Annotated in this window: 20 protein-coding genes; 2 read left to right on the top strand and 18 right to left on the bottom strand. The window is 63.8% G+C overall.

Features of this window, described 5'->3' with window-relative positions:
* The first annotated feature begins 137 nt into the window (after positions 1-137).
* The gene (locus tag E4K64_RS26100; RefSeq protein ID WP_135166039.1) at positions 138-1,799 is read left to right on the top strand and encodes a hypothetical protein; all 1,662 of its coding nucleotides are present in this window, start codon (positions 138-140) and stop codon (positions 1,797-1,799) included.
* On the opposite strand, the gene E4K64_RS26095 is transcribed toward E4K64_RS26100, so the two are convergent.
* The 18 genes from E4K64_RS26095 to E4K64_RS26010 form a co-directional block, all read right to left on the bottom strand.
* Complete coding sequence (locus E4K64_RS26095) at positions 1,783-2,823, bottom strand: Gfo/Idh/MocA family protein (RefSeq protein WP_135166038.1); 1,041 nt, start codon at positions 2,821-2,823, stop codon at positions 1,783-1,785. The genes E4K64_RS26100 and E4K64_RS26095 overlap by 17 nt on opposite strands.
* A 13-nt stretch (positions 2,824-2,836) precedes the next feature.
* On the bottom strand, positions 2,837-4,030 hold the full coding sequence (locus E4K64_RS26090; RefSeq protein WP_135166037.1) for a class I SAM-dependent methyltransferase: 1,194 nt from the start codon (positions 4,028-4,030) through the stop codon (positions 2,837-2,839).
* Entirely contained in the window at positions 4,023-5,240 is a 1,218-nt protein-coding gene (locus tag E4K64_RS26085) for a class I SAM-dependent methyltransferase (RefSeq protein ID WP_135166036.1), read from the bottom strand. Before E4K64_RS26085 ends, E4K64_RS26090 begins: the two co-directional genes overlap by 8 nt.
* A gap of 237 nt (positions 5,241-5,477) precedes the next feature.
* Positions 5,478-6,449 (bottom strand): lysylphosphatidylglycerol synthase transmembrane domain-containing protein, encoded by a 972-nt coding sequence (locus E4K64_RS26080; protein ID WP_135166035.1) that lies wholly within the window; start codon positions 6,447-6,449, stop codon positions 5,478-5,480.
* 202 nt (positions 6,450-6,651) lie between these two features.
* The gene (locus E4K64_RS26075; RefSeq protein WP_135166034.1) at positions 6,652-8,412 is read right to left on the bottom strand and encodes a hypothetical protein; all 1,761 of its coding nucleotides are present in this window, start codon (positions 8,410-8,412) and stop codon (positions 6,652-6,654) included.
* A gap of 4 nt (positions 8,413-8,416) precedes the next feature.
* Positions 8,417-9,004, bottom strand: a complete 588-nt coding sequence (locus E4K64_RS26070) for a WbuC family cupin fold metalloprotein (RefSeq protein ID WP_135166033.1) — start codon at positions 9,002-9,004, stop codon at positions 8,417-8,419.
* The gene (locus E4K64_RS26065) at positions 8,982-9,647 is read right to left on the bottom strand and encodes a class I SAM-dependent methyltransferase (protein WP_126258082.1); all 666 of its coding nucleotides are present in this window, start codon (positions 9,645-9,647) and stop codon (positions 8,982-8,984) included. Before E4K64_RS26065 ends, E4K64_RS26070 begins: the two co-directional genes overlap by 23 nt.
* A 25-nt stretch (positions 9,648-9,672) precedes the next feature.
* Complete coding sequence (locus E4K64_RS26060) at positions 9,673-10,065, bottom strand: LIC12192 family sporadic carbohydrate cluster protein (protein ID WP_135166032.1); 393 nt, start codon at positions 10,063-10,065, stop codon at positions 9,673-9,675.
* Complete coding sequence (locus E4K64_RS26055; protein WP_135166031.1) at positions 10,058-10,864, bottom strand: sporadic carbohydrate cluster 2OG-Fe(II) oxygenase; 807 nt, start codon at positions 10,862-10,864, stop codon at positions 10,058-10,060. The genes E4K64_RS26060 and E4K64_RS26055 overlap by 8 nt, the downstream gene beginning before the upstream one ends.
* Positions 10,861-11,979 carry a DegT/DnrJ/EryC1/StrS family aminotransferase gene (locus E4K64_RS26050; RefSeq protein WP_135166030.1) on the bottom strand — a complete coding sequence of 373 codons (1,119 nt, stop codon included), beginning with the start codon at positions 11,977-11,979 and terminating at the stop codon, positions 10,861-10,863. The genes E4K64_RS26055 and E4K64_RS26050 overlap by 4 nt, the downstream gene beginning before the upstream one ends.
* Positions 11,969-13,075 (bottom strand): DegT/DnrJ/EryC1/StrS family aminotransferase, encoded by a 1,107-nt coding sequence (locus tag E4K64_RS26045; protein ID WP_135166029.1) that lies wholly within the window; start codon positions 13,073-13,075, stop codon positions 11,969-11,971. Before E4K64_RS26045 ends, E4K64_RS26050 begins: the two co-directional genes overlap by 11 nt.
* An 8-nt stretch (positions 13,076-13,083) precedes the next feature.
* Positions 13,084-14,043: a transketolase family protein gene (locus tag E4K64_RS26040; protein WP_135166028.1), complete on the bottom strand. Its 960-nt coding sequence runs from the start codon at positions 14,041-14,043 to the stop codon at positions 13,084-13,086.
* Positions 14,044-14,053: 10 nt separating this feature from the next.
* Positions 14,054-14,902 (bottom strand): transketolase, encoded by an 849-nt coding sequence (locus tag E4K64_RS26035; protein WP_135166027.1) that lies wholly within the window; start codon positions 14,900-14,902, stop codon positions 14,054-14,056.
* A complete protein-coding gene (locus tag E4K64_RS26030) occupies positions 14,877-15,914 on the bottom strand; it encodes an aminoglycoside phosphotransferase family protein (RefSeq protein WP_167772260.1) in 1,038 nt (345 codons plus the stop codon). Before E4K64_RS26030 ends, E4K64_RS26035 begins: the two co-directional genes overlap by 26 nt.
* Entirely contained in the window at positions 15,911-16,522 is a 612-nt protein-coding gene (locus tag E4K64_RS26025) for an HAD family hydrolase (RefSeq protein ID WP_235884784.1), read from the bottom strand. The genes E4K64_RS26030 and E4K64_RS26025 overlap by 4 nt, the downstream gene beginning before the upstream one ends.
* A gap of 5 nt (positions 16,523-16,527) precedes the next feature.
* Positions 16,528-17,529 (bottom strand): NAD-dependent epimerase/dehydratase family protein, encoded by a 1,002-nt coding sequence (locus E4K64_RS26020; protein ID WP_135166025.1) that lies wholly within the window; start codon positions 17,527-17,529, stop codon positions 16,528-16,530.
* 27 nt (positions 17,530-17,556) lie between these two features.
* The gene (locus E4K64_RS26015; RefSeq protein ID WP_135166024.1) at positions 17,557-19,122 is read right to left on the bottom strand and encodes a PfkB family carbohydrate kinase; all 1,566 of its coding nucleotides are present in this window, start codon (positions 19,120-19,122) and stop codon (positions 17,557-17,559) included.
* Positions 19,123-19,204: 82 nt separating this feature from the next.
* Positions 19,205-20,221, bottom strand: coding sequence for an SDR family oxidoreductase (locus E4K64_RS26010; RefSeq protein WP_135166023.1), 1,017 nt, complete (start codon positions 20,219-20,221; stop codon positions 19,205-19,207).
* A gap of 165 nt (positions 20,222-20,386) precedes the next feature.
* Between E4K64_RS26010 and E4K64_RS26005 the strand changes: the two genes are divergently transcribed.
* Positions 20,387-20,974, top strand: coding sequence for an SIS domain-containing protein (locus E4K64_RS26005; protein ID WP_235884783.1), 588 nt, complete (start codon positions 20,387-20,389; stop codon positions 20,972-20,974).
* Positions 20,975-20,981: the final 7 nt, after the last annotated feature.

Below are 20,981 nucleotides of genomic sequence, written 5' to 3'. Positions count from 1 at the left end.
CAGGCCCAGCCAGAGCGGAAGTCTATAGGAGGTCGCATTTTTCCGGTCAAGAGAGCCCCGGCGCCCCGGACTTGCGGACGTCTTGTGGGCGTGCGAAGCCTTGCCGACGCCGTCCCCTTATTCGAGATGCTCCCCAATTGCTGCGTGCGATAGTCGTCCTCCTCATCGTGTTGCTGGCTGCACATGCGCCGATGCTCATGAACGACGGCCTCTTCATGGACGACTGGCTGGTGCTCAAGCCGCGTGCGGACTATTTCATTGACATCGGCTTCCTGCTGAATGGCGCCGGTCATCCGATCTTTTACAGTTACGATATGCTGGCGAACTGGACGGGCGCACCAGTAGCCGTGATGGTATCGCTGGCGCTTGCTGGAATCGTCTTCGGCGCGGTCTGTCTGGTGCTGACGGCGACGCGGCTCGGTTTGCTCGATCGCGCCGAAGCGGTCGGCGTCGCGCTGATCGTCTGGACCTATCCCGGCTATCAGCTTTGGGCGGGCAAGGCCAACGCCGTCTACGTTTTCAGCTTTGGGCTGCTGTTCGTTGGCGCTTGGCTGTTGGTCCTCGCTTTCGGCGCCCGAGGCTGGCGGCTTGTGTCGCTTCGCGTCGCTTGTGCGTTCGTGTTCCTTCTCAGCTTCGCACTCAACTCGACGGTCGTGCTCTATGCCTTCGTCATGCTTGGGCTGTTCGTTGCGACATGGCAGAGCGGAAACGTCGGAGAGGGCTTCCTTCGTCGCAGCTGGCACGCAGCCTGGCGTTGCGCGCTGGGCTATCCGGAATTGATCGTGCTTCCTCTGGTATATGCGGCCGCGCTCAGTATCTGGTTCAAACGGATTGGTCTCTATGCGCAACACTATGGCGCCCATCTCCCCACGCTCGGCGAAATGGCGAATGGATGGCGGGCGTTCTTCGGCGCCGGCTACAAGGACGTCGTGATCCACGCCATTCAGGCAGCGTCCCAGAGTCCGGCCCCTTTCGCCATCGCTGCTGTCCTCGTCGCCGTCACTGTGTTGCTGCTGCGTCCCGGCAAGGAGCCGCCTGCATCAAGACGCGTGATCGCCTTGCCGCTCGCGCTAGCCGTGGTCCTGTTCCTCGCCTTGTCGTCGCCCTATCTGATCGCTGGCCTGCGACCCTCTTCCACACATTTTTACGAGAGCCGTCACCTGTTGCTGTTCGGTGTTCCGGCGGCGCTGACGCTGCTCGCGCTCAAGCGTCTGGCCGACCGTTGGATCGGCTCTGGCGTTGCCTTCGCGATCCTGTTCGGATCGGGAACGATGCTGTGGATCGGCATGTTGTGGAACGACTACGTCTTCCTGCAGGCGAGAACGCTGAAGCAGGAGGCTCTGACGAGCAGCCTTGCCAACCGGGTGCAGCCGGCGGCCACGGTCTACGCGCTCGACGATCACTTTTTCGACCATCCGTCGCGTGACGTGCCGTTCGGCCTAGCCGAGGTCACGGGCATGCTTCGCCTCGCGTGGGGCAATCAGCCCTTCTTCGGGTTTGCCTTGCGTGCCGAACGGCCCGATATTCTCTACGAAATGGCCGAGAAACGGGTCGCTCCGGGAACTGCATTCCGTCACTTCGATCCGTCGGGGCCGCAGGCAACGATCTTGTTGCTGGCGGCCCCTGGGACTGCGTCGGATCGGACGTTGGTGCGAAAGTACTACACATGCCGTTTGCTGGCGCGCTGTGATGTTGCAGAGCTTCTGGCTCAAATTGCGCAGGTCACGATCGAGGTGGGCCCGATCGCCGGCATCATTCCGCTCGACCGCGCAAGCGAGAGTGTCAAGCCAGGCCGCTAGCCCACCGCTTCCAGACTGTCTCCGCAAGCGCGATGTCGGTCACCGAATCCGCGCCGGAGGCCAGCGGTGTACCATGCGTGGTGACATCGGAAACGAAGGCGTCGGCCTGACGCCGAAATGCCCAGCTCGCATCACCCGTCAGCCGCGTGCGTTGACCATTGCGATCAACAACCACCTCCGCCTCTTCTGCGGCAAAGGGTGGGGGTAGCTCCAGGGTCACCGCGCCGCGCTCGAAGTCGATGGTCAATCCTTCGCGCCAGGCTCCGTCTGACCCGCTCACGAGATCGAGCGTGCAGGCGATGCCGTCAAAATCGAGGGTGATGCGCCCGGCCCCTGAAGCCTCGATCGCGCTTTCGGCGACCGCGGGCGAAGACCCGAGCAAATAGCGCGACAGGTTGATGATATGGCTGAAGACGTTCAGAAAGTTGTCGTAGCCGGGGCGCATCGCGCGCGGCATCCAGTCCGGACCATCCTGCCAGAGTTCGAGCCCGTCCGGGCGTGCTTCGCCGGTCATCACGAAATTGTCCTGCGACCGCCCCGTGTCGCCGCCGAAGCACCAGCCCTTTGCCCGGACGATGCGTCCGAGCGAGCCGTCATGACGCAAGCGCGTCAGCACCTCCAGCGCCCGTGCCACGCCGGCGTCGTGACGCTTCATGTAGCCGATGCTGTAGATGAGGTTTTGCTGCCGTGCGGCTTCGGCCAGCGACATGGCCTGGGTGGTCGTGTAGGCCATCGGCTTTTCAGAGAGCACGTGCCGGCCGCTGTTGAGCGCGTCCAGCACGATCGGGCCGGTGGCCCGGCGCTTGGTCACGACCACGACGGCGGATACCGCGCTGTCCGCGAGCAGCTCCCGGTGCGAGCCGTAAATTCGCGAGATGCCGAATTTCTGCGCGGCCGCAGCCGCCAGATCCGGCCGGAGGTCTGCGATCGCGACGACGCGACAGGCGGGATTGGCGACGAAATTGGCGAGGTGGCACATCTGGCCGACCATGCCCGTTCCGATAATGCCAATGCCTGGCCTCAATGGCTGCGCTCCCTTAGCGCTTCCGGATGACGAGGAAATGCGCCGGTTGTCCCCAGGCGCCGATGAATGCTGCATCCGACCCGGTGAGGGCGGCGACGGCGGACGCGTCCCGCCGCCCGATCGCAGCAAAGATGCGGTGGAAGCTGTCGAGCGTAGCCGCGATGGCTTCGATGTCGGCCGCGTCGTCGGCGAGAACGTCGGTCGTGCCGATCGTCTCGCGCAAGGACGCAAGTCCCGCGACGACGCGCGGCAGGCTCTCGCCGAAGGGTTCGTCGATCATCGCATCGACGTCGCGAACCAGCGCCTCGATCGACGCGGAGATCGCCTGCACGGCATCGGCCTTGCCGACCAGATAGAGCTTTCGCCCGCCGAGGAAGCTCAGGCGGCTGCGATCGAGATGGCGCGCGGCGCGACGCAGCCTCTCGTCACCGGGCAGAACCTTCTTGTGCCAGTAGATGTCGAGGCTGTCGCGGTAGGCCGGCCATGCCGAATGGATGTCGAATCCCTGGTCGTGCGCCGCCGTGCACAATGCGGTCGCGTCGAGGAAGTAGCGATGCCGGACGAACGGATTTTCCAGCACGTCCATCAGCCAGGATTCGAAGCTGCGGGTGTGCGGAATGCTGTTCCACTTCGTCTCGAACAGCATCTTCGCCGTCTCAAGCGCAGGACGGCCGGTCAATGCCTTGCCCGCCGCATGCATCGCCTTGAGCGCGAGCTCGAAGAAGCCGCCATAGCGCTCGTAATAGGAGACGACGGCGTAACCGTCCGGATTGAGCAGGCGGTGGAAGATCGCGAGCCATTTTTCGCTCGGCTGCACGGTGTAGATGAAGCCCTCGGCATCGATGATGTCGAAACGGCTGTCGCTGCTGAAGCCCTCGACGTCGGCCAGCGCGAGCTCGCGAAGACGTCCGGTCAGGCCGAAACGCGCGAAATAGGCCTCGATCTTCGGGTGCGCGAGCCGGTTCGGTTCGGCGAGCGTCATGTTCGCGCCCCAGCCGGCGAACACCAGCGCGTTCTCGCCGGAATCGGGGCCGAACTCGAGCACCTCGGCATCGCGAAACAGTCGCGGCGGCAGCACCAGCTTGTCCGAAAACAGCTCGCGCCGCTGGATGGCATAGGCCTCGAGCTCGCTGGACGATTTGAAATTCCCGAACGTCGGCAGGACGTCCTGACGTTCGTAATAGTTGAAGAGCTTGTCGTCAGCCATGCCGCGACCCTGCGGCCGCCTCGAGACGGTCGAGCTCGCTCCAGATGTCCGAGGGCGCGAAGATCGAAACGATCTGCAACGGTCGCTTCACGTTCTCGCGCAGCCGGCTGCTGACCTTGGCCTCGTTCTCCTCGTTCACGGCGAGAAGACAGACGAGTGGCCCAGACTTGCCTGCGAGATCCTCGGGCGAACGGATCGGAATGCCGGTACCGGGCAGGAACAGTCCCTGGCGCTCCTTCTGGTCGTCGACGGAGAGATCGACGAGATCGGCCAGCTCGTGGGCGTTGGTGAAGGTGCAGGCGCGGCAGCCGGCGCCATAGATGGCGATCTCCGCGCCGTTGGCGCGGGCCTTCGCCAAAATCGGGCGGAGGCGTGCGCCATACTCTCTCGCGCGCTGACCGAATTTCTCGCCGACGCCGGACGGCGCGGGCGGCGACGCCACGTCGCCCTTGGCACGGCGGGCGGCGATCGCAAGGCTGCCGCCGCTGAAATTGTATTTCTTCACGGACACCGCCTCGAAGCCGTGGCGCGCCAGCAGCGCGAGCAAGGTCGGCTCGGTGAAATAACTGACGTGCTCCTCCCAGAGGACCGAGAGGTCTCCCACCGCCGAGCCCGGAGCAAAATCAGGTACGTCGATGAACAGCAGGCCGTCGTCGCTGAGCGCGATCTTGACGCAGTCGAAGAAGTTCTCGAAATCGACGATGTGCTCCAGCACCTGGCGCGAGACCACGAGGTCGAACTTGCCGGCACTCGCGACCGCATCGTGACACAACGCCGGGCTGATCATGTCGGCATAGACCTTTATGCCGCGCTCGCGGGCGATCTTGCCCGACACCGGGTTGGGCTCCACGCCCACCAAGGTCTTCGCACCGCGTTCGCGCAGCTTGTCCATGAACAGGCCGTCGTTGCATCCGATCTCGAACACGGATTGATGCTTGGAGAACTTCGCGATGGTGTCGAGCTCGTCCGCCTGATGCGGCTCCGGCTTCCAGCTGCTGAAATTGTAGTTGAACTGGCGATACAGAATTTCCGGATCGATCGGCTTGACGATCTGTGGCAGGCCGCAATCGCCGCAGGCCAGCACTTCGAACGGATACCGTTCCTCCTGCTCGTTTCGGCTATGCCGAAGGCGGTGCGCAATCGGCATCAATCCGAGGTCGATGACCGGACGCAGGTTGGTCGAATGGCAAAGGCGGCAATGGTCGGTCACTGGTCAGGCTCTTTGCAGGAACAACATGGAGGCACAGCCCCCGGGTGAAACTCCGAACTGGCTGAAGGCTATATAGTGGCTCAGCCTGCGCCACAATTCCTAAGTTGTCTTGTCCCTGCGCCACCAGCGGCCGGAACAGCGCCGCGCCACAGCACCATCGCCTTCGATCGATGGCATCCGGCCCGTCGGGTTGCTGCGGCAGTTCCGTGCGGTTGCACCTCGTTCAGGTACGCGCAATTACCGCTGATAGAGCGGTGGAGCAGTATCATCCGGTTCGGCGTCGTAAGCCGCACGCTCGGGCGCAAGCAACCACACAGCGCCCCCGATGACGCCGACAATGAGATTGCCGAGCCCAAGCAAGATCGATATCGCGAGCGCCTTGTCGGATGCGATGCCGACTAGCCCGAGCGCGCCGACCATCGCTCCCTCACGGATGCCCCATCCTCCGATGGAGAGCGGGACGGCGGCCGCCATGATCACCAGCGGCACGAGGACGAATGCGTCGAGTGCGGACAATCCGGCGTCCAGCCCGATCGCGAGGACATAGGAAGCCGTAATGGTCAGAAGATGAACAACAATAGCCGAACCGAACAAGGCTTTACGTCCTGCTTTCGCGAGTAGCGGGGCCTCGAGAAGCGCCGCAAATTGCATGATCCGGACGGGAAGACCTGCAGTCATTCGGGCCGACAACCGATTCAACATCAGGAGGACGATTGCGCCGAAATATGCGGCAGCGATGATAGCTGCGACGGCGAACAGCAAGACGTCGTCATGGATGCGCGAGATCAAGGACGGCATTCCCGCCAGAATGAGCAAGCCGAGGGTCAGAAGGCCGATGAACCGATCCGCGACAATGCTGCTCAGGGTCTGCGACCACCTTACTCCATGGCGCCGCAACATCCATATACGGACTGCTTCGCCGCCGGAGGGCAACACCTGATTGAACCAGGCGCTGGCAAGTACGATGCGCCATCCGGCCACCCAATCCAAGGACACGCCGATCGCGCGGAGGATCAGAATCCAGCGGTTGCACAAGGCGAACGTCTGCGCGAACAGCAGCAGCATCGCCAGCGCGAGCATGTGTAGTTTGACAGCGAGAAGGTCGGCCTTGAGTGACGAAAGATCGAGGTCGCGTGCAACCAGAATGATAATGCCGGCTGAGACCATGAACTTGGTCAGGACAATGATCGTCTTCTTGCCAGGAGGCATCGTCAGCCCGTTCCACCCGTCAGCAGCCAGTCCTTCCCGGCTTCGCGCATCGGCTGAATGCGACCGGCCGGAGGAGGGCGATGGGGAGCCGCGGCGCTAGCTCTGGCGAGCATGGGTGCAATGGCTCAAGTCGAACTGGTCCGTTCCAGGGAAACCTACCAGGAGGATCAACGGGAGCCATAGTATGAGCATCGCGATTTGCCTATCGAGCTCCGGAGCCGGAGTCCTCGCAGGCTGGCGCGGGTAACGCCAGCAGCCAGGCGGCTCCCCGTACTCCGGGCCGGCGGCAAGGTGGCCGGTATTCTGCTCTTGCTAGCGGAATTGCCAGATCGTCCTTCAATTGCATGAGCTCGCCGCGACCTTGCGTGGCCGACGGCGCATCCTCAAGGACGGCCCTCATCAGTTCGAGCAGTCCGATGCGATCGGGCGGCGGAATTCCGGGCGCCGCGCGGTAGCGCCAGGTCTCTCGTCGTGGGGGGCAGGGAAAAAATTCGAGGTAGGAGATCGTGCAGCCTTCACTCCGGACAGCCCCAGAACTGTCGAAATCTCCACAATGATCCGTGTACACGAACGATCGCGCTCGATTTGCATCGCGCAGCGCCATCTGTGCGACATTCATGTCAGGGGCGCCAAGGCAGCGGGAGCGATACGAGATTATATGGACATTTTCTATATGGAGCCTCACGACCTTTGGTTCGGGGTCAGCAAGCAAGGCTGCTCGAACTTGCCGCTGGAGATCCGAGCTGATCAGCCCGTCGTAGAGAAGCCATTTGGAGTCCTGCACCATGGACAGCGCGAAGACGGTGAGCAGGCCGCCAGCCAAACCGGCGCGCAATCGTGCTCCCGGAACCGCCTGGATCAACGTCGCCATCAGCATCAAGATGCCGAACTGCGAGGGAAAGAGCAGTCTCGATTCCGCCCGCATCACGTCGCCATAAATTCCGGTGATGGCGTAAGGCATCGCACCGAGGAGGGCGATTGCGGCTCCCAGCACCAGCAGCAATATCGCGTTGGCGGACGAGACGAAGCTCCTCAGCAGCCATGGTGTCCAGAATGCGCTGGCGGAGAGCAGGGCCGAGCCGACCATGGCGGCCAATGCCAGGGCTGCGGAATTGCGGCTTCCCAGTAGCTCGAACCCGCGGGAATAGGCGTAGTCCAGGCCGGTCCAAAAGGCCATGAAATGGGCCGCCAGCGCTTCTCGGATGACGACAGGGTCAGACACGAAACTATATTGTCCGGCGTAATGACCGCTCTTCCCCAAAATCGTCAGCCGCAGCAAGATGATGGTCGCGATGGCCAGCCAGAACGGAACGAGCCGCGCAAGTGTCCGTGTCCAACGTTCGCCGGCAGATCGGGCCAGCACGACCCGGAGTGGCTCGAGGGCGATCAAGGTCTCCAGCGACAATGAGAAGAACAGGCAGAACGGTGCGGCCCATCGAAGCGCCCGTACTTTCGAATAGGTCAACTCGTAAGACAACAAATAGAAAAGCAGGAGGACGTCGTAGACGGCGTTCTGCGAAAGGCGAATGACGTAAAACGGGCTGAGCAGGAAGAGAGCCGCAAACAATGCAGCTATCGGCTTCGTGTGCGGTGACTTTTGGAGGATGGAGTAGAGCAACATGCCGTTCGCGAGGTGGCAACCCAGACCTGCTAACCGCGCAGCGACGTCGGGCATATCGGGCAAGAGAACGACGAGCAGCGACATCGGCACGATGAAGCCGGCATGAGCCGCTTCCCGCAGCACGCGGAAAAGTCCGGGGAGGCCCTCGGTCCAGTAGGTGTAGTAAACGCTCCAATCGTCGCCGAAGACCTCGCGTGCGAACAGTGCAGGCAAACTCGCACCAAGGGCGAGAACCACACCGACCCAGACATATCCGATACCCATTCGCTCGCGCATGTAGGAAAGCGCGGCGTGTGGGATCGTCTTCCGGCGAAAGCCGTCAGGACGGACCGGTTCGATCATGGCCTCAGGCCCTAGCATCGCGGCCTTGATGTTCGATGACGAGCCTGCCGATCTGCGCGACGTAGTCGCGCACTTCGGCGGCGTCACTGCCATCGGGGGCCCAGTCCGGAAAAGCCGTCCGCGAGGGATCGAACGGACCGGCGGTGGTCTCGTGGAACACCAGCCATTCCGAGGTGATCAGGATCGAATGGAAGACCTTTTCCGGCATGCGATAGTAGCAGCGCTTGCCCTGGCCGTAGGGCGCCATCTCGAGCACCTCGCGAATGCGGCCGTCGTCCTCGAAGATCACGACCTGCGCGGTGCCCTCGATGACGTGAAACGATTCAGGTTTGCCAAGGTGCTTGTGGGGCCGCACATAGGCCTCCCGGTGGTGCACGATCAGCATCTCGTGCAGGCCGGACGAAGGATCCGGATGCGTGCACAGCCGGCTGCGCAGACGCGGGTTGCCGGCGGCGATGCGTTTCAGTTCCGCGATCGTGGCGTCATCCGCCGTGACGATGGCGTCGTCAGAATAATAGACCTCGGGATTCTGCGCGCGCAGAGAGGTCGGCCGGCGCAGGCCCGTCGCCTCATTCGAAGAAGATGAACCCATGGTCGCCCCGGTATCCGCATTTGTCGTAGATCCACGCCCAGGTTTCCGGGCCGTGGAAGCTCAGGCAGGTCAGCTGCCAGTAGAGCAGATTGGCCTTCTCACGCTCGTTGCGGAAGGATTCCACCATCAGATATTTCGAGGTGCCGCGTCCGACGCGCTCGATCTCGGGCACCGCGCGGAATACGTCCTCGAGCGGAAGGTTGTGCAGCACGCCGAGCGACACCACGAGATCGAAGCTGTGATCGGGGTAGGGCAGCTCGACGGCGTTGCCGACCTGGAGCTGCGGCCGGACCTCCTCCTTGGCATTGGCGATGCCGTAGTCGGAGATATCTATGCCGGCGATGGTGAGGTCGGGGACGAGCTGGGTGAACTCGTAGAGCAAATAACCCTTGCCGCAGCCGACATCGAGCACGCTCATGCCGGGCTTGATGCCGTAGCGATCGATCAGGGTCTGGGCGAGCGGGCGCCAGCGGCCGTCATAGCGATAGCCGCCATAGCCGTAGCGCCGGTCGCCGTCCCAGTAGTCGCGGCCCCATTGCCGCGCGACGGTGGCGGATTCCGCCTTGTCGTGCTCGACCACGCGCTGGACGTAGTTCCGCCTGGTCGAGGCGTGCATCGGCTGGAGCAGGTTGATCTCGCTCATGGGGCTCAACCGGTCCGCGGCATCGTCACAGGATGGTCGCGTACTTGTTGACCAGCAGGATGTCCTCGACCGCCTGGATGTCCTTCTGCGACGACAGCGTGATCTCCTCGACGGCTGCGTGGAGGTCGCAGCCTTCGCGCAGCACGCGGTCGTAGATTTCCCGCCGGCGAGCCTCGTCGGGCGGCAGCATGAAGATGCTGTAGAGAATCATGCCGCGCAGCTGCGGCAGCTCGTCCAGGATGTCCTCGAGCACCATGTAGCTGCCGGGCATGGTGTGCTCGGCGGCACTGAGGAGATAGTGCAGGTTCTTCCGCCGCGCATAGTCGCGGATCACGATGTTCTGGACGTGCTGCGGGGTGCGGCTGCCGTTCAGCGGCCGGGCGCCGATATAGCCGCGGTGGCCGGCTCGCTCAGCCATGGAAGCCTCCAGGCAGCTTGTACTGCATGCCGACCCGCGTCGCCGGGCGCAGCAGGATCGGCTCGAAGAACTCGCCGAAGCGCTTGTCCGCGTAGGGCGACATGATGCTCTTGAAGCGGCAGTTCATGCTCCAGCGCGTCCCGGCTTCCTCGTTGACGCGGTTGCCGTGCATCAGGGTCTGGTTGAACAGCATCACGTGACCGTAGGGAATCTCGATGAAGGTCGCGTGCGGCTTGATCGTCTTGTACAGCTCCTCGGCGCTGCGCAAGGTCGCCATCCGGTCCTGCATCTCGCCGTTCAGGGAGGGCGGTAGCAGATACATCGATTTGGTCCGGTGCACGTCGACCAGCGGCACCCACACCACGACCTCGAACGGCGAGTCGCCCGACCAGACGTCGGAATGGGTGGCGAGCAGCGACGAGCTGTCCCCGGGAAGCTGGATGCTCAGGTTGACGCGGCGCTGCATGCAGAGCTCGTTGCCGACGATGGTCTCGATCGTCGAGCGCGCCAGACGGAAATAGGTCGGCCGGAACCACGGCTCGGCATTGAGGCCGTTGAAGACGTGCAGCCGCAGGCCGTTGAGATCGTCCACGCTCACGCGCGTGTGGATGGTGTCGAGCATCGCGTAGGGATCGTTGCTGTGCGGCAGCTTCAGATAGTCCGCCGCGAGCTCCGCGGCGCGCCGCTGGATGCGGTCGAGCCCGGCGCGATCGTCGGCCGGCGTGGTGACGAAGCCGTCGTCGATGAACCGCTGCGCCAGCGCCTGCTCGTCGGCCTGAAGGAAGTCCGTATCCGTCATGCAAAGTACTCCCGGGCGGTCGCGCAAATATAGCTGATGTCGGCGGCCGACAGGAACTGGTTGATGGGAAGCGTGAGGATCTGGTCGGCCTGCCGCTCGGTCACCGGGAACGCGCCGCGGTCATGACCCAGATGCGCCGCCGCCGGCTGCAGGTGGATCGGGACCGGATAGTGGATCGCAGTCTCGACGCCCTTGTCGGCCAGATATTTCTGGAAGTCGTTGCGGCGGTCGGTTTGCACCACGAAGGTATGGAAGGTGTTGAACTCGATGTTGCGGCAGGGCGGAATGAACAGAGGCAGGCCTTCGAGCTCAGCGCGGTATTGCGCGGCGTTGCGCCGCCGGCGTTCGATCACGGAGGGCAGGTGACGCAGGCGAATGCGCAGCACCTCGGCCTGGAGCGTGTCGAGCCGTGACACGATGCCCCATTCCTGGACGTCACTGCGGTTGATCAGGCCGTGATTGCGCAGCCGGCGGATCCTGGCGGCGAGGCCGGCGTCGGCGGTGACGAGGAAACCGGCATCGCCGGCCGCGTTGAGATTCTTCAAGGGATGGGCGGAGAAGCAGCCGAACGTGCCGATGGTGCCGCTCATCCGGCCGTCATAGGTCGAGCCGACGGCTTGCGCGCTGTCCTCGATCACGGCGAGCGCGTGCTTGTCCGCGATCGCCATCAGAGGGGTCATGTCGGCCATGCGCCCGGTCAGATGCACCGGCATGATCGCCTTGGTGCGCGCCGTGACGGCGGCCTCGACCGCGGCTGGATCGATGTTCTGGTCCGGCAGCACGTCAGCAAACACCGGCGTGGCGCCGACCGCGATGATCGCGGCGGTCGACGCCACGAACGAATTCGGGGGGGTGATGACCTCGTCGCCGGGGCCGATATCGAGCGCCCGCAAGGCGAGGATCAGTGCGTCGGTGCCGGAATTCAGCGTCACCACATGCGGCGAGCCGAGATAGGCCGACAATTCCTCCTCGAGCTTTCCGACCGCGGCGCCGCCGATGAAGTCGCCGCGCTGGAACACGCCCTCGACCGCCTGCATGATCTCGGCGCGCTCTTCCTCGAATTGCGCGGGAAGATTGACGTAACCGATGCGCCGACGGCCGGTGTCAGCGTCCATGGCAGAACTTCCTGACGGTCTCGATGACGCGGTCCTGCTGCGCACGCGTCAGATGCTGGTCGACGGGGAAGCTGATGACCTCCTTGGCATGGCGGTCGGTGACCGGGAAGGTGCCGGGCGCGTAGCCGAGATGCTTCAGGCCTTCCTGCTGATACAGCGGGATCGGATAGTGGATCTTGGCCTCGATGCCGTTGTCCAGGCAGTATTTGTAAAGCTCGTCGCGGCGTTCGGCGAACACCATGTAGAGATGGTAGACGTGCTTCACGTTGGGCCGGCGCGGCGGGACGCGCAGGCCAGGCAGGCCGGCAAGGCCCGCGTCGTAATAGGCGGCATTCTCGATCCGGCGCCGCGTGATCTCGCTGGTCTGACCGATCAGCCAGTTGCCGACGACCGCCTGGAGGGAATCGAGTCGCGAATTGCAGCCCAGGATCGCGATCTCGTCGCGGTTCTTCATGCCGTGGTTGCGGATCAGGCGGAGCTTCTCGTTCATGCCGTCGTCATTGGTGACGACGACGCCGGCATCGCCCCAGACGTTGAGGTTCTTGAGCGGATGCAGGGAGAAGCCGGCCGCGATGCCGTGGGTGCCGGAGCGTTTTCCGGCGAACTCCGACAGGATGCCCTGGCAGGCGTCCTCGACCACGGGGAGGTTGTGGCGTTGCGCGATCGCCATCAGCTTGCCCATGTCGGTGACCTCGCCGGTCAGCTGGACCGGCATGATCGCCTTGGTCTTCTTGGTAATCGCGGCTTCGACCTGGTCGACGTTCATGCAGAAGGAATCGTCGCAATCGACCAGCACCGGCGTCGCGCCGGTCTCCGCGATCGCACCGACGGTGGCGATGAAGGTGTTGGCGGCGGTGATGACCTCGTCGCCATGGCCGATGCCGAGCGCCTTGAGCGGCAGCTTGAGCGCGTCGGTGCCCGATCCGACGCCGATGGCGTGGCGCACACCGATCAGTTCGGCAAAGCGCTTCTCGAATTCGGCAACGGGCTTGCCAAGGGTGAAGTCACCGGTCGCCACCAGCCGGCCGATCTCGGCCAGGATCGGAGCGGGGTCGGCGAATTGCTCGAGCAGATAGGAATATCGAACGTCGTACATGTGACCCGTCAGGTGGAATGAAGTTGAGGAGCGGAGCTGCGCGACGCCGCGAGCGCGTGCTCGATCGACGTCGCGATGGCGTTGGCGGACAGTCCGTGCTTCTTCAGCAGCGAATCCTGCGAGCCGTAATTGTGCATGAAGCGGTCCGGCAGCGACAGCCGCAGCATCGCAGGGAAGCCGGAGCCGAGCCTGTCGATCAGCGCTTCGGCGACGGCGCTGCCGAGGCCGCCGGAGGGCACGTGCTCCTCCAGCGTCGCCACGAGCTTGGTGCCGCGCACCGCCTGGAGCAGCGCCTCGGCGTCGAGCGGCTTCACAGTATGCATGTGCAGGATGCCGGCGCGAATGCCTTGCGCGGCGAGCTGGTCGGCGGCGGCGATTGCGCGCTGAAGCATGATGCCGGTGGTCACCATGAGGACCTCGCCCGGCGGCCGCATCAAGATGGCCTTGCCGATCTCGAAGCCGTGCTCGGCCTTCGAGACGATGGCGTCGCCACCCTTGCCCAGCCGGATGTAGATCGGCCCGGTCCAGTCGAGCGTCTTTTCCATCAGCCGCGCGGCCTCGTCGGCGTCGCACGGGCAGACCACCGTCATGTTCGGCAGCGCCCGCATGATGGCGATGTCTTCGATCGCCTGGTGGGTGGGGCCGAGCGGCGCGTAAACGAGACCGCCGCCATTGGCGATCAGCCGTACCGGCAGGTTGTGCAGGCAGAGATCGACGGCGACCTGTTCGTAGCAGCGGCGGGTGAGGAAGGTCGCGATGGTGTTGACGTAGGGGACGAAGCCCTCCATCGCCAGACCGGCCGACATGCCGATGATGTGCGCTTCCGAAATGCCCTCGATCAGATGGCGCTTGGGAAACTCCTTGCTCATTGCGCGCAAGGTGCCCGCGCCGGGATCGGAGCCGATGTAAAGCACCCGCTCGTCGCGCGCGGCGAGCTTGTGGACCATGTTCATCGCGGTGTTGCGCATGGGGTGCCGATCAAAAATCGCCGACGGCGACGCGAATGGCGTCGAGCTCGCTGTCGGTCAGCTTGTTCTTGTGATGCCAATCGGCGTTGGATTCCGCCGGCGGCAGACCCTTCCCCTTGACGGTATGGCAGATGATCGCGGTGGGTTTGCCCGGAACGGCCGGGACCTGCTTCAGGACGGTGCGCAGCGCGCCGACGTCGTGGCCGTTGAGCTCCTGCACGGCGAAGCCGAAGCTGCGCCATTTGTCCGCGAGCGGCTCCAGCGGCAGGACGTAGTCGGTCGGCCCGTAGCTCTGGAGCTTGTTGTAGTCGATCATCGCGACCAGGTTGTCGAGCCCGTGCTTGGCCGCGCCCATGGCGGCCTCCCACACCGATCCCTCGTTGATCTCGCCGTCGCCGAGCAAAACGAAGGTTCGGTAGCTGCGCTCGCGCATGCGCGCGGCGAGCGCGAGTCCGACGCCGATCGACAGGCCGTGGCCGAGCGCGCCGGTCGATGCCTCGACCCCCGGCACCATGCCGTATTCGGGATGTCCGCCCAAGATACTGTCGGAGCCGCAAAACCCGTCCAGTTCGGACAGCGGGAAGAAGCCGCGATCGGCGAGCAGCGCATAGAGCGCCAGACAGCCGTGGCCCTTGCTGAGGATCGCGCGATCGCGTTCCGGATCGCCCGGGTTGTTCGGGTCGATCCGCAGCACGTCGTCGTAGAGCACGCGGACCATCTCGATCAGCGACAGGGCCGGACCGACATGGCCGCGTCCCGCGGAGCGGACAGAACCGAGGACCAGGCGGCGCAAATACAGACTGCGCTCGTCCAGCGTGCAGGTGAGGGCGGCTTCAGCGTGGGGTGAGATCTGGATCACGTTGGCAAATCGTTTGATGAAGCCGGCGGGCTTTGTCGAGCTGACCGGCAAGGCGGACCGTCAGATCGCCACCTTGCGCAGCCAGGGCGCGCCGGGAGCGGCTTTCGGGCAAATAGGCATTCAGGACAATCAGGCACCAAATCGCCCCGAAGACAGGATACAGCACGTCACGGCGGATCGCAAACGCGTCATCCCCAGCTTCGAACGCGCGCGAGAGCCTCTCGATCAATCGGTTCGCGCTGGCCTCCGGCAGATCGCTGCCTGGGTGAATCGCGGTGTCGGACACGAGCTTAACCGGATCGTCCCACCCGAAATATTCGAAGTCGATGAAGCGCAGCCTGCCGTCCTCGACGCGCAGCGCGTTGTGCAGTCCGAAGTCCGAGGGGCTCAATGCGCGATGAGCGGGCAAAAGGTCCGCTGCGGGATTTCGGCCGAGTTCCGCATAACGTCGACGGAGTCGTCGAACGGCGGAGGCCGTGCTGGGAACCAGGCTGCCGTCGATGAACGCACGCAGATCCGGATGATCGTCCGAGGCCCGCCTCAGTCCGTCGAGGCGCTGCTCGTACTGGGCGATGGCTTGCTCGGGCGAAAAGATGCTGGCCGAGGCGTTCCGCAGGGTCTGTGCACCATCGGCGTCGCGCAGCTTCTGCAATTCGATCAGGAAATCGGCCAGCTGGTCGGCATCGTCCTCGCGGGGATGCAGGACCGCCGCGTCACCGTCGAACCATTGATACAGCGCGCAGAACGCATCTGCGTCCTTTGCGATCGGCCGCGGCGTCGACGAGATGCCGTGGCGCGATAGAAACGTGAGCGCGTCGTATTCCTGTCCCAGGCGATCGCGCCCGTCGGACGGATAATGCTTGAGGGCGAGGGGCGGTCCCTTCGCCATCTCCAGCCGAAACACCCTGTTGTTGCCGCCGGACCGCGCCGGTTGAGCGGCTACGACCTGCGCTCCGGCCAGGCGGCTGCCGATCGAAATTGCATCCAGCGCGTTCAGGTCCGGCTCGCTCATTGCGCGAACACCTCGCGGCTTATATCCGCCCAGCTCGCAATCGGCTCGCAATGATCAGGATGGGGAGGCCGCGACTGCGTGAACAGGATCGATCGCGTCGTCTTCGGAAAATGCGGCTGCTCAAACACGTCGACGAGATCGTCAATGAAGATATCGAGCTTCAGGCTCGCGAGCCGCTCGACCTTGGCCGCCAGCGTGTCCTCGAAATAGACATTACCCACGGCCAGCGCCGCATCGGCGGCGTCGATGAGACCTGCAGCTTTCAACCAGCCGCGCGCGGCCTCGCGCAAGTCGACGCGGTCGGGATCCTGATGGCCGAACTGCGTCTTGTGGCTGACGATGTAGACGCTCGCGCCGGCCTTGCGACAGCTTGCGAGGAACTCGCGGACTCCAGGATAGATCTCGGCGCCGCCAATGCCCTTGCCGTAGACGAAGCCCTGCAGCCCCTGCCAGGCCAGCTCGCCGCCGGCACGGGACCGCAAGAGATCCCGTACCTCGGTCTTCAGCCCCTCCCAGCCCTCCGGCACCAGCCCACGCTGACGCGCGACGGCGGCAAAGACCCTGTCGTAGCAGATGATCGTGTTGTCGAAATCGATGCCGATCCGCACGCCGCTCACTTCAGGCTGATGTTCTGCATCATCTTGATGTTGAAATACCGGGGATCGTTGAGCGAGTTCGGCAGGCGGCCGGCCTTGAAGGCGTCCACGAGGCCGGACACGGCCTGCTCGATCGTGTGGGTCGGCGCAAATCCGAGCTCGCGGCGGATTTTCTCCGACGACACGTGGTAGGAGCGCAGATCGTCGGTCGGCTCGACGGCGACGTCGACGTTGTCCCCCACCACCGATTTGACGATGTCGGCGATCTTCATCAGCGAGTGGTTCTCGTAGCCGATGTTGTAGGTCTTGCCGTCGATCTTCGCGTCGTCCTGCTGCAGCAGGAACAGATAGGCCGCGGACATGTCCTGGATGTGCAGATTTGGCCGCTTCTGCGTTCCGCCGAACACCCGGATGCGGCCGGTGTTGACGGCGAGATTGGTCAGGATGTTGACGACGACGTCGAGACGCTGCCGCGGTGCGTAGCCGCAGACGGTGGCGGGACGAACCGTGCAGGTGACGAAGCCGGACGCCGCCTCTTCGGCGAGGTCGGTCTCGCACATCGCCTTGAACTTGGAATAGTCCGTGAGCGGCTCGCAGGACAGTTCCTCGGTCACCTCGGCCTCGTCCTTGATGCCGTAGACGCTCGACGAGGAGGCGTAGATGAAGCGCTTGATGCCGGCCTTCTTCGCGGCGCGCACCATCGGCCGGAAGCAGTCGTAGTTGATGGACTTGCCGAGCGCCGGATCCAGCTCGAACGAGGGGTCGTTGGAGATGCAGGCGAGGTGGATCACGGCGTCGTTGCCGCGCAGGGCCTCGTTGACCGCGGCCTCATCGCGGATGTCGCCCTTGATCAGGCGCAGGTTCGGGTTGTCGCGAACGGCGTTGAAGACGTCGTCGCCGTACATGAAGAGGTCGAGCACCGTGACCTTGTGGCCGGCCGCCAGCAACTGGGGAACCAGTACGCTGCCGACATAGCCGGCGCCACCGGTGACCATCACGTTCCATTTCCGATCAATCACTGTCGTTCTCCAGATTTTCCGTTCGCGTCACTTCAACAACGCGGTGACGAACTTGACCAGCGGTGCCTTTTCAACCGAGTTGCGGTGACCGACGATGCCGACCTTGATCGCGCCCGCCGCATTGCCGATGAAGGCGACGTCCTCGATATTGCCGCCCGCCGCCACCAGCGGCGCCGTAATCGTCAGGAAGGCATCGCCGGCGCCGACCGTGTCGACCACGGTCTTGGTGAAAGCGGGCACGCGCGCGACGCCGGTCTTCGACGAGAAGGGGTAGCAGCCGAAGGAGCCGTGCGTGATGATCATGTTGTCGCAGTCGATCTTGCGGTGCAGGCCGTCCTCGATCACCGATGCGATGTCGCTGAACTTGTCGGTGGCGGCCAGCCGCGCTTCCGGCGCGTCGATGCAGACGTAGTCGGCCCGCGGATATTTCGTGATCAGGTTGTAGCCGTGGTTGCCGCTGTTGCTCTGGGCATTGACCGCCAGGAACTTGGAGTTCGCGATCAACGCCTCGATCGTGCTGGACGCGATCATGCCGTGACCGAAATCGGTAACGATGACGACGTCCGCGGCGCGCACGCGCTCGGCGGTGACGCGGTCGATCTCCTTGCGCGTGGTCTCCTCGAGCGGCGTGTCGTCCATGGTATAGACTTCGAACAGCTTGTGCAGATAGCCCATCTCGACGTACCGCAACTTGCGGGTGGTCGGACGGCCCTGAATGCGGATCGGCGTCAGCGTGACATTCGGGCGGACATGCGCGCGAATGAACTCCTCAGGGTAGTCGTTGCCGCCCAGCGTCGTGACGATCTCGACCGACTTGCAGAAGCTCGCGACGTGATTGGCCGCGGCGATGACGCCGCCGGCAAATTGCTCGCCGTTCTTGAGCAGGGTAGCGACGATGTTCTCCTTCGAAGCCTTCCCGAGCGCCGTGACGTATTGGTATTCGTCGATGATGGTATCGCCGACCAGCACGACGTGCATGTCCTGGATCTTGTCGATCAGCTTCAGCAGCCGCTCGGCGCCGCCGCCTTCGCGCACCTTCTGCAGGTAGTCGCGCAGGGGTGGATCGTAGATGTCGAAGTAACGGTTCAGCAGCGACGACGAGCTGAAGGTCACGTCGCGCGTGAAGACGATTCGCCCGCCATGACGTTCGACGGCCTCGCGCTCGATGGCGATCTTACCGGTGACGTCGTCCTCGGGATTCTCGTAGTCCGAGCCCTTCACGTAGATGTCGGGGCGCACGGTATCGAGCACCGGCTCGGCGCTGGAGGTCTGGTTGATGCCGACCCAGTCGACCGTGCCGAGTGCGGCCAGCATCTCGGCACGCATGTTCTCGGGGAAGATCGGCCGTCCAGGGCCCTTGTTGACGAAACGGTCGGCGGTGATGGTCACGATGACCACGTCGGCCTCGTTGCGCGCCGCCAGGATGTGCCGGACGTGGCCGAGATGCACCAGATCGAACACGCCGTGGCAGAGCGCGACGGTCAGGCCCTTTGCCTGCACGGCACGCGCGATCTCGCCGAGTTCCTCGATCGTCCTGATCTTGTCGTGCGGTGCCGGATGGACGGCCGGCTTGTCTGTCTGAGCATTAGCCATGTGAATTACCCAAAGCGCCGGTAGGTCTCAGATGGCCGCCCGGAAATGATCGAATCGCGGCAAGAATATCCCGCGCACCTGTTCAAGAGCTTGCCTTCTGGGCCGAGCCGTTGTCGTCACCGAGATATTTGAACCAGTCCTTGGTGGCGTCGGCGATCTTGTCGACCGTCCACAACGGCGCGTCCTTGTACTGGTCCATCGATTTCAGCATCGTCGCAACGCCGTCCTCGAATTTCACCTTCGGCGTCCAGTTCAGGACCCGTTTGATTTTGGTAATGTCGGCGTAGGTGCAATCGGGCTCGCCCGGACGTTTGGGGATGTGGACCTTGTCGCCGCCGAGAAGCTCGACCAGCCGGTTGACGCTGTAAGTGTTGTCCGAGCCGACGTTGAATATCTCGTGCGAGATATCGGAGCGCGCGGCGGTCACGAAGGCGTCAGCGACGTCGCTGACGAAGGTGAAGTCGCGCGTCTGTTCGCCGTCGCCGACCACCGTGAAGGGCTTGCCGGCGAGCTTCTGCGCCATGAACACGCCGAACACGGCACCGTAGGTGCCGGTGGTGCGATGACGCGGCCCGTACACGTTGAACAGGCGGAGCGCGACCGCCGGCAGCTTGTAGACCTGGCACCAGTGCATGACGCACTGCTCGCCGAGATTCTTGGTAAGCGCGTAGGGGTACATCGGCCGGATCTCGGCGCTCTCCGGCGTCGGGTAGACGTCGGGAATGCCGTAGCAGGACGACGATGCGGCATATACGAAGCGGCGGACGCCGGCGTGCCGTGCCGCCTCGAGAACGTTGACCGTGCCGTCGACATTGGCGCGATGATACGGGATCGGGGACTCGATCGAGGGAACGATGTCGGCCAGGGCCGCGAGATGGAAGACCCAATCGATACCGTGGAAATACGGCCTGATCGAGTCGAGGTCGGTGACGTCCGCCCGCACGACCTTCAACTGGCTCGAATTGGCGCGCGAGGCCAGATTTTCCGGGCGGCCGATGACGAAATTGTCGAGCGCGACCACCTCGTGGCCATCGTCGAGGAGGCGATCGACGAGGTGACTTCCGATGAAACCTGCGCCACCAGTGACAATGCATTTCATGGGGAACATCCGTGACGCGAATGCCCAGCGAAACAGGCCGGCCAATGTTGAGTGAAACCCGAAAGCCGACTATCAGCCGCTCGCCGACTTTGCAAGCATTATGCCTTTGCAATCCCTGGTGATAGCCGGTATCAGGGCATCATGTTGCAGCCGAGCCGCCAGCCCATGCCTGTCGAGTCCGTCGATCCCGATCACAAGGCTTTCCTCGTCGATTATGTGGGGCGCCTGCATCGCGCGACGGCTGTCGACGACGGCGTTTTTGCCAGGATCTCCGCCACCCGCGCCATCTGGTTGCGCACGCGCGAGCAGGGCGGCCGCGTCATCTTCATCGGCAACGGCGGTTCGGCGGGCATCGCCTCGCATCTGGCGATCGATCTGGCGAAGAACGCAGCAGTGCCTGCGCTCTGCTTCAGCGACGCGAGCATGATGTCGTGCCTCGCCAACGATTACGGCTTCGAGGATTGGATCGCGCACGCCGTGCGATTGAACGCGCGTGCCGGCGACTGCCTCGTCGCGATCAGCTCGTCCGGGCGCTCGAAGAACATCCTCAATGCGGTTGCGCAGGCGCGGACGATGAAGCTCGACGTGATCACGCTGTCGGGGATGAATGCGGACAATCCCCTGCGCAATCTCGGCGACGTCAATTTCTTCGTCGACAGCCGCAGCTACAACATTGTCGAGACGACGCACCAGTTCTGGATGATGGCCGCGATCGACCTTGTCATCGGTCGTGCGGAATATCCGGCATCCTGAGGCGGGC

It is taken from the genome of Bradyrhizobium frederickii (genome assembly GCF_004570865.1).
Lineage (GTDB): Bacteria > Pseudomonadota > Alphaproteobacteria > Rhizobiales > Xanthobacteraceae > Bradyrhizobium > Bradyrhizobium frederickii.
This window is presented reverse-complemented; position numbering and strand designations above follow the sequence as displayed.

Bases quoted from the DNA above. Each gene is read 5' to 3' on its own strand.
- E4K64_RS26090 (WP_135166037.1), bottom strand. From the start codon at position 4,030: ATGGCTGACGACAAGCTCTTCAACTATTACGAACGTCAGGACGTCCTG.
- E4K64_RS26080 (WP_135166035.1), bottom strand. From the start codon at position 6,449: ATGCCTCCTGGCAAGAAGACGATCATTGTCCTGACCAAGTTCATGGTC.
- E4K64_RS26075 (WP_135166034.1), bottom strand. From the start codon at position 8,412: ATGATCGAACCGGTCCGTCCTGACGGCTTTCGCCGGAAGACGATCCCA.
- E4K64_RS26070 (WP_135166033.1), bottom strand. From the start codon at position 9,004: ATGGGTTCATCTTCTTCGAATGAGGCGACGGGCCTGCGCCGGCCGACC.
- E4K64_RS26065 (WP_126258082.1), bottom strand. From the start codon at position 9,647: ATGAGCGAGATCAACCTGCTCCAGCCGATGCACGCCTCGACCAGGCGG.
- E4K64_RS26060 (WP_135166032.1), bottom strand. From the start codon at position 10,065: ATGGCTGAGCGAGCCGGCCACCGCGGCTATATCGGCGCCCGGCCGCTG.
- E4K64_RS26055 (WP_135166031.1), bottom strand. From the start codon at position 10,864: ATGACGGATACGGACTTCCTTCAGGCCGACGAGCAGGCGCTGGCGCAG.
- E4K64_RS26050 (WP_135166030.1), bottom strand. From the start codon at position 11,979: ATGGACGCTGACACCGGCCGTCGGCGCATCGGTTACGTCAATCTTCCC.
- E4K64_RS26045 (WP_135166029.1), bottom strand. From the start codon at position 13,075: ATGTACGACGTTCGATATTCCTATCTGCTCGAGCAATTCGCCGACCCC.
- E4K64_RS26040 (WP_135166028.1), bottom strand. From the start codon at position 14,043: ATGCGCAACACCGCGATGAACATGGTCCACAAGCTCGCCGCGCGCGAC.
- E4K64_RS26030 (WP_167772260.1), bottom strand. From the start codon at position 15,914: ATGAGCGAGCCGGACCTGAACGCGCTGGATGCAATTTCGATCGGCAGC.
- E4K64_RS26015 (WP_135166024.1), bottom strand. From the start codon at position 19,122: ATGGCTAATGCTCAGACAGACAAGCCGGCCGTCCATCCGGCACCGCAC.
- E4K64_RS26010 (WP_135166023.1), bottom strand. From the start codon at position 20,221: ATGAAATGCATTGTCACTGGTGGCGCAGGTTTCATCGGAAGTCACCTC.
- E4K64_RS26005 (WP_235884783.1), top strand. From the start codon at position 20,387: ATGCCTGTCGAGTCCGTCGATCCCGATCACAAGGCTTTCCTCGTCGAT.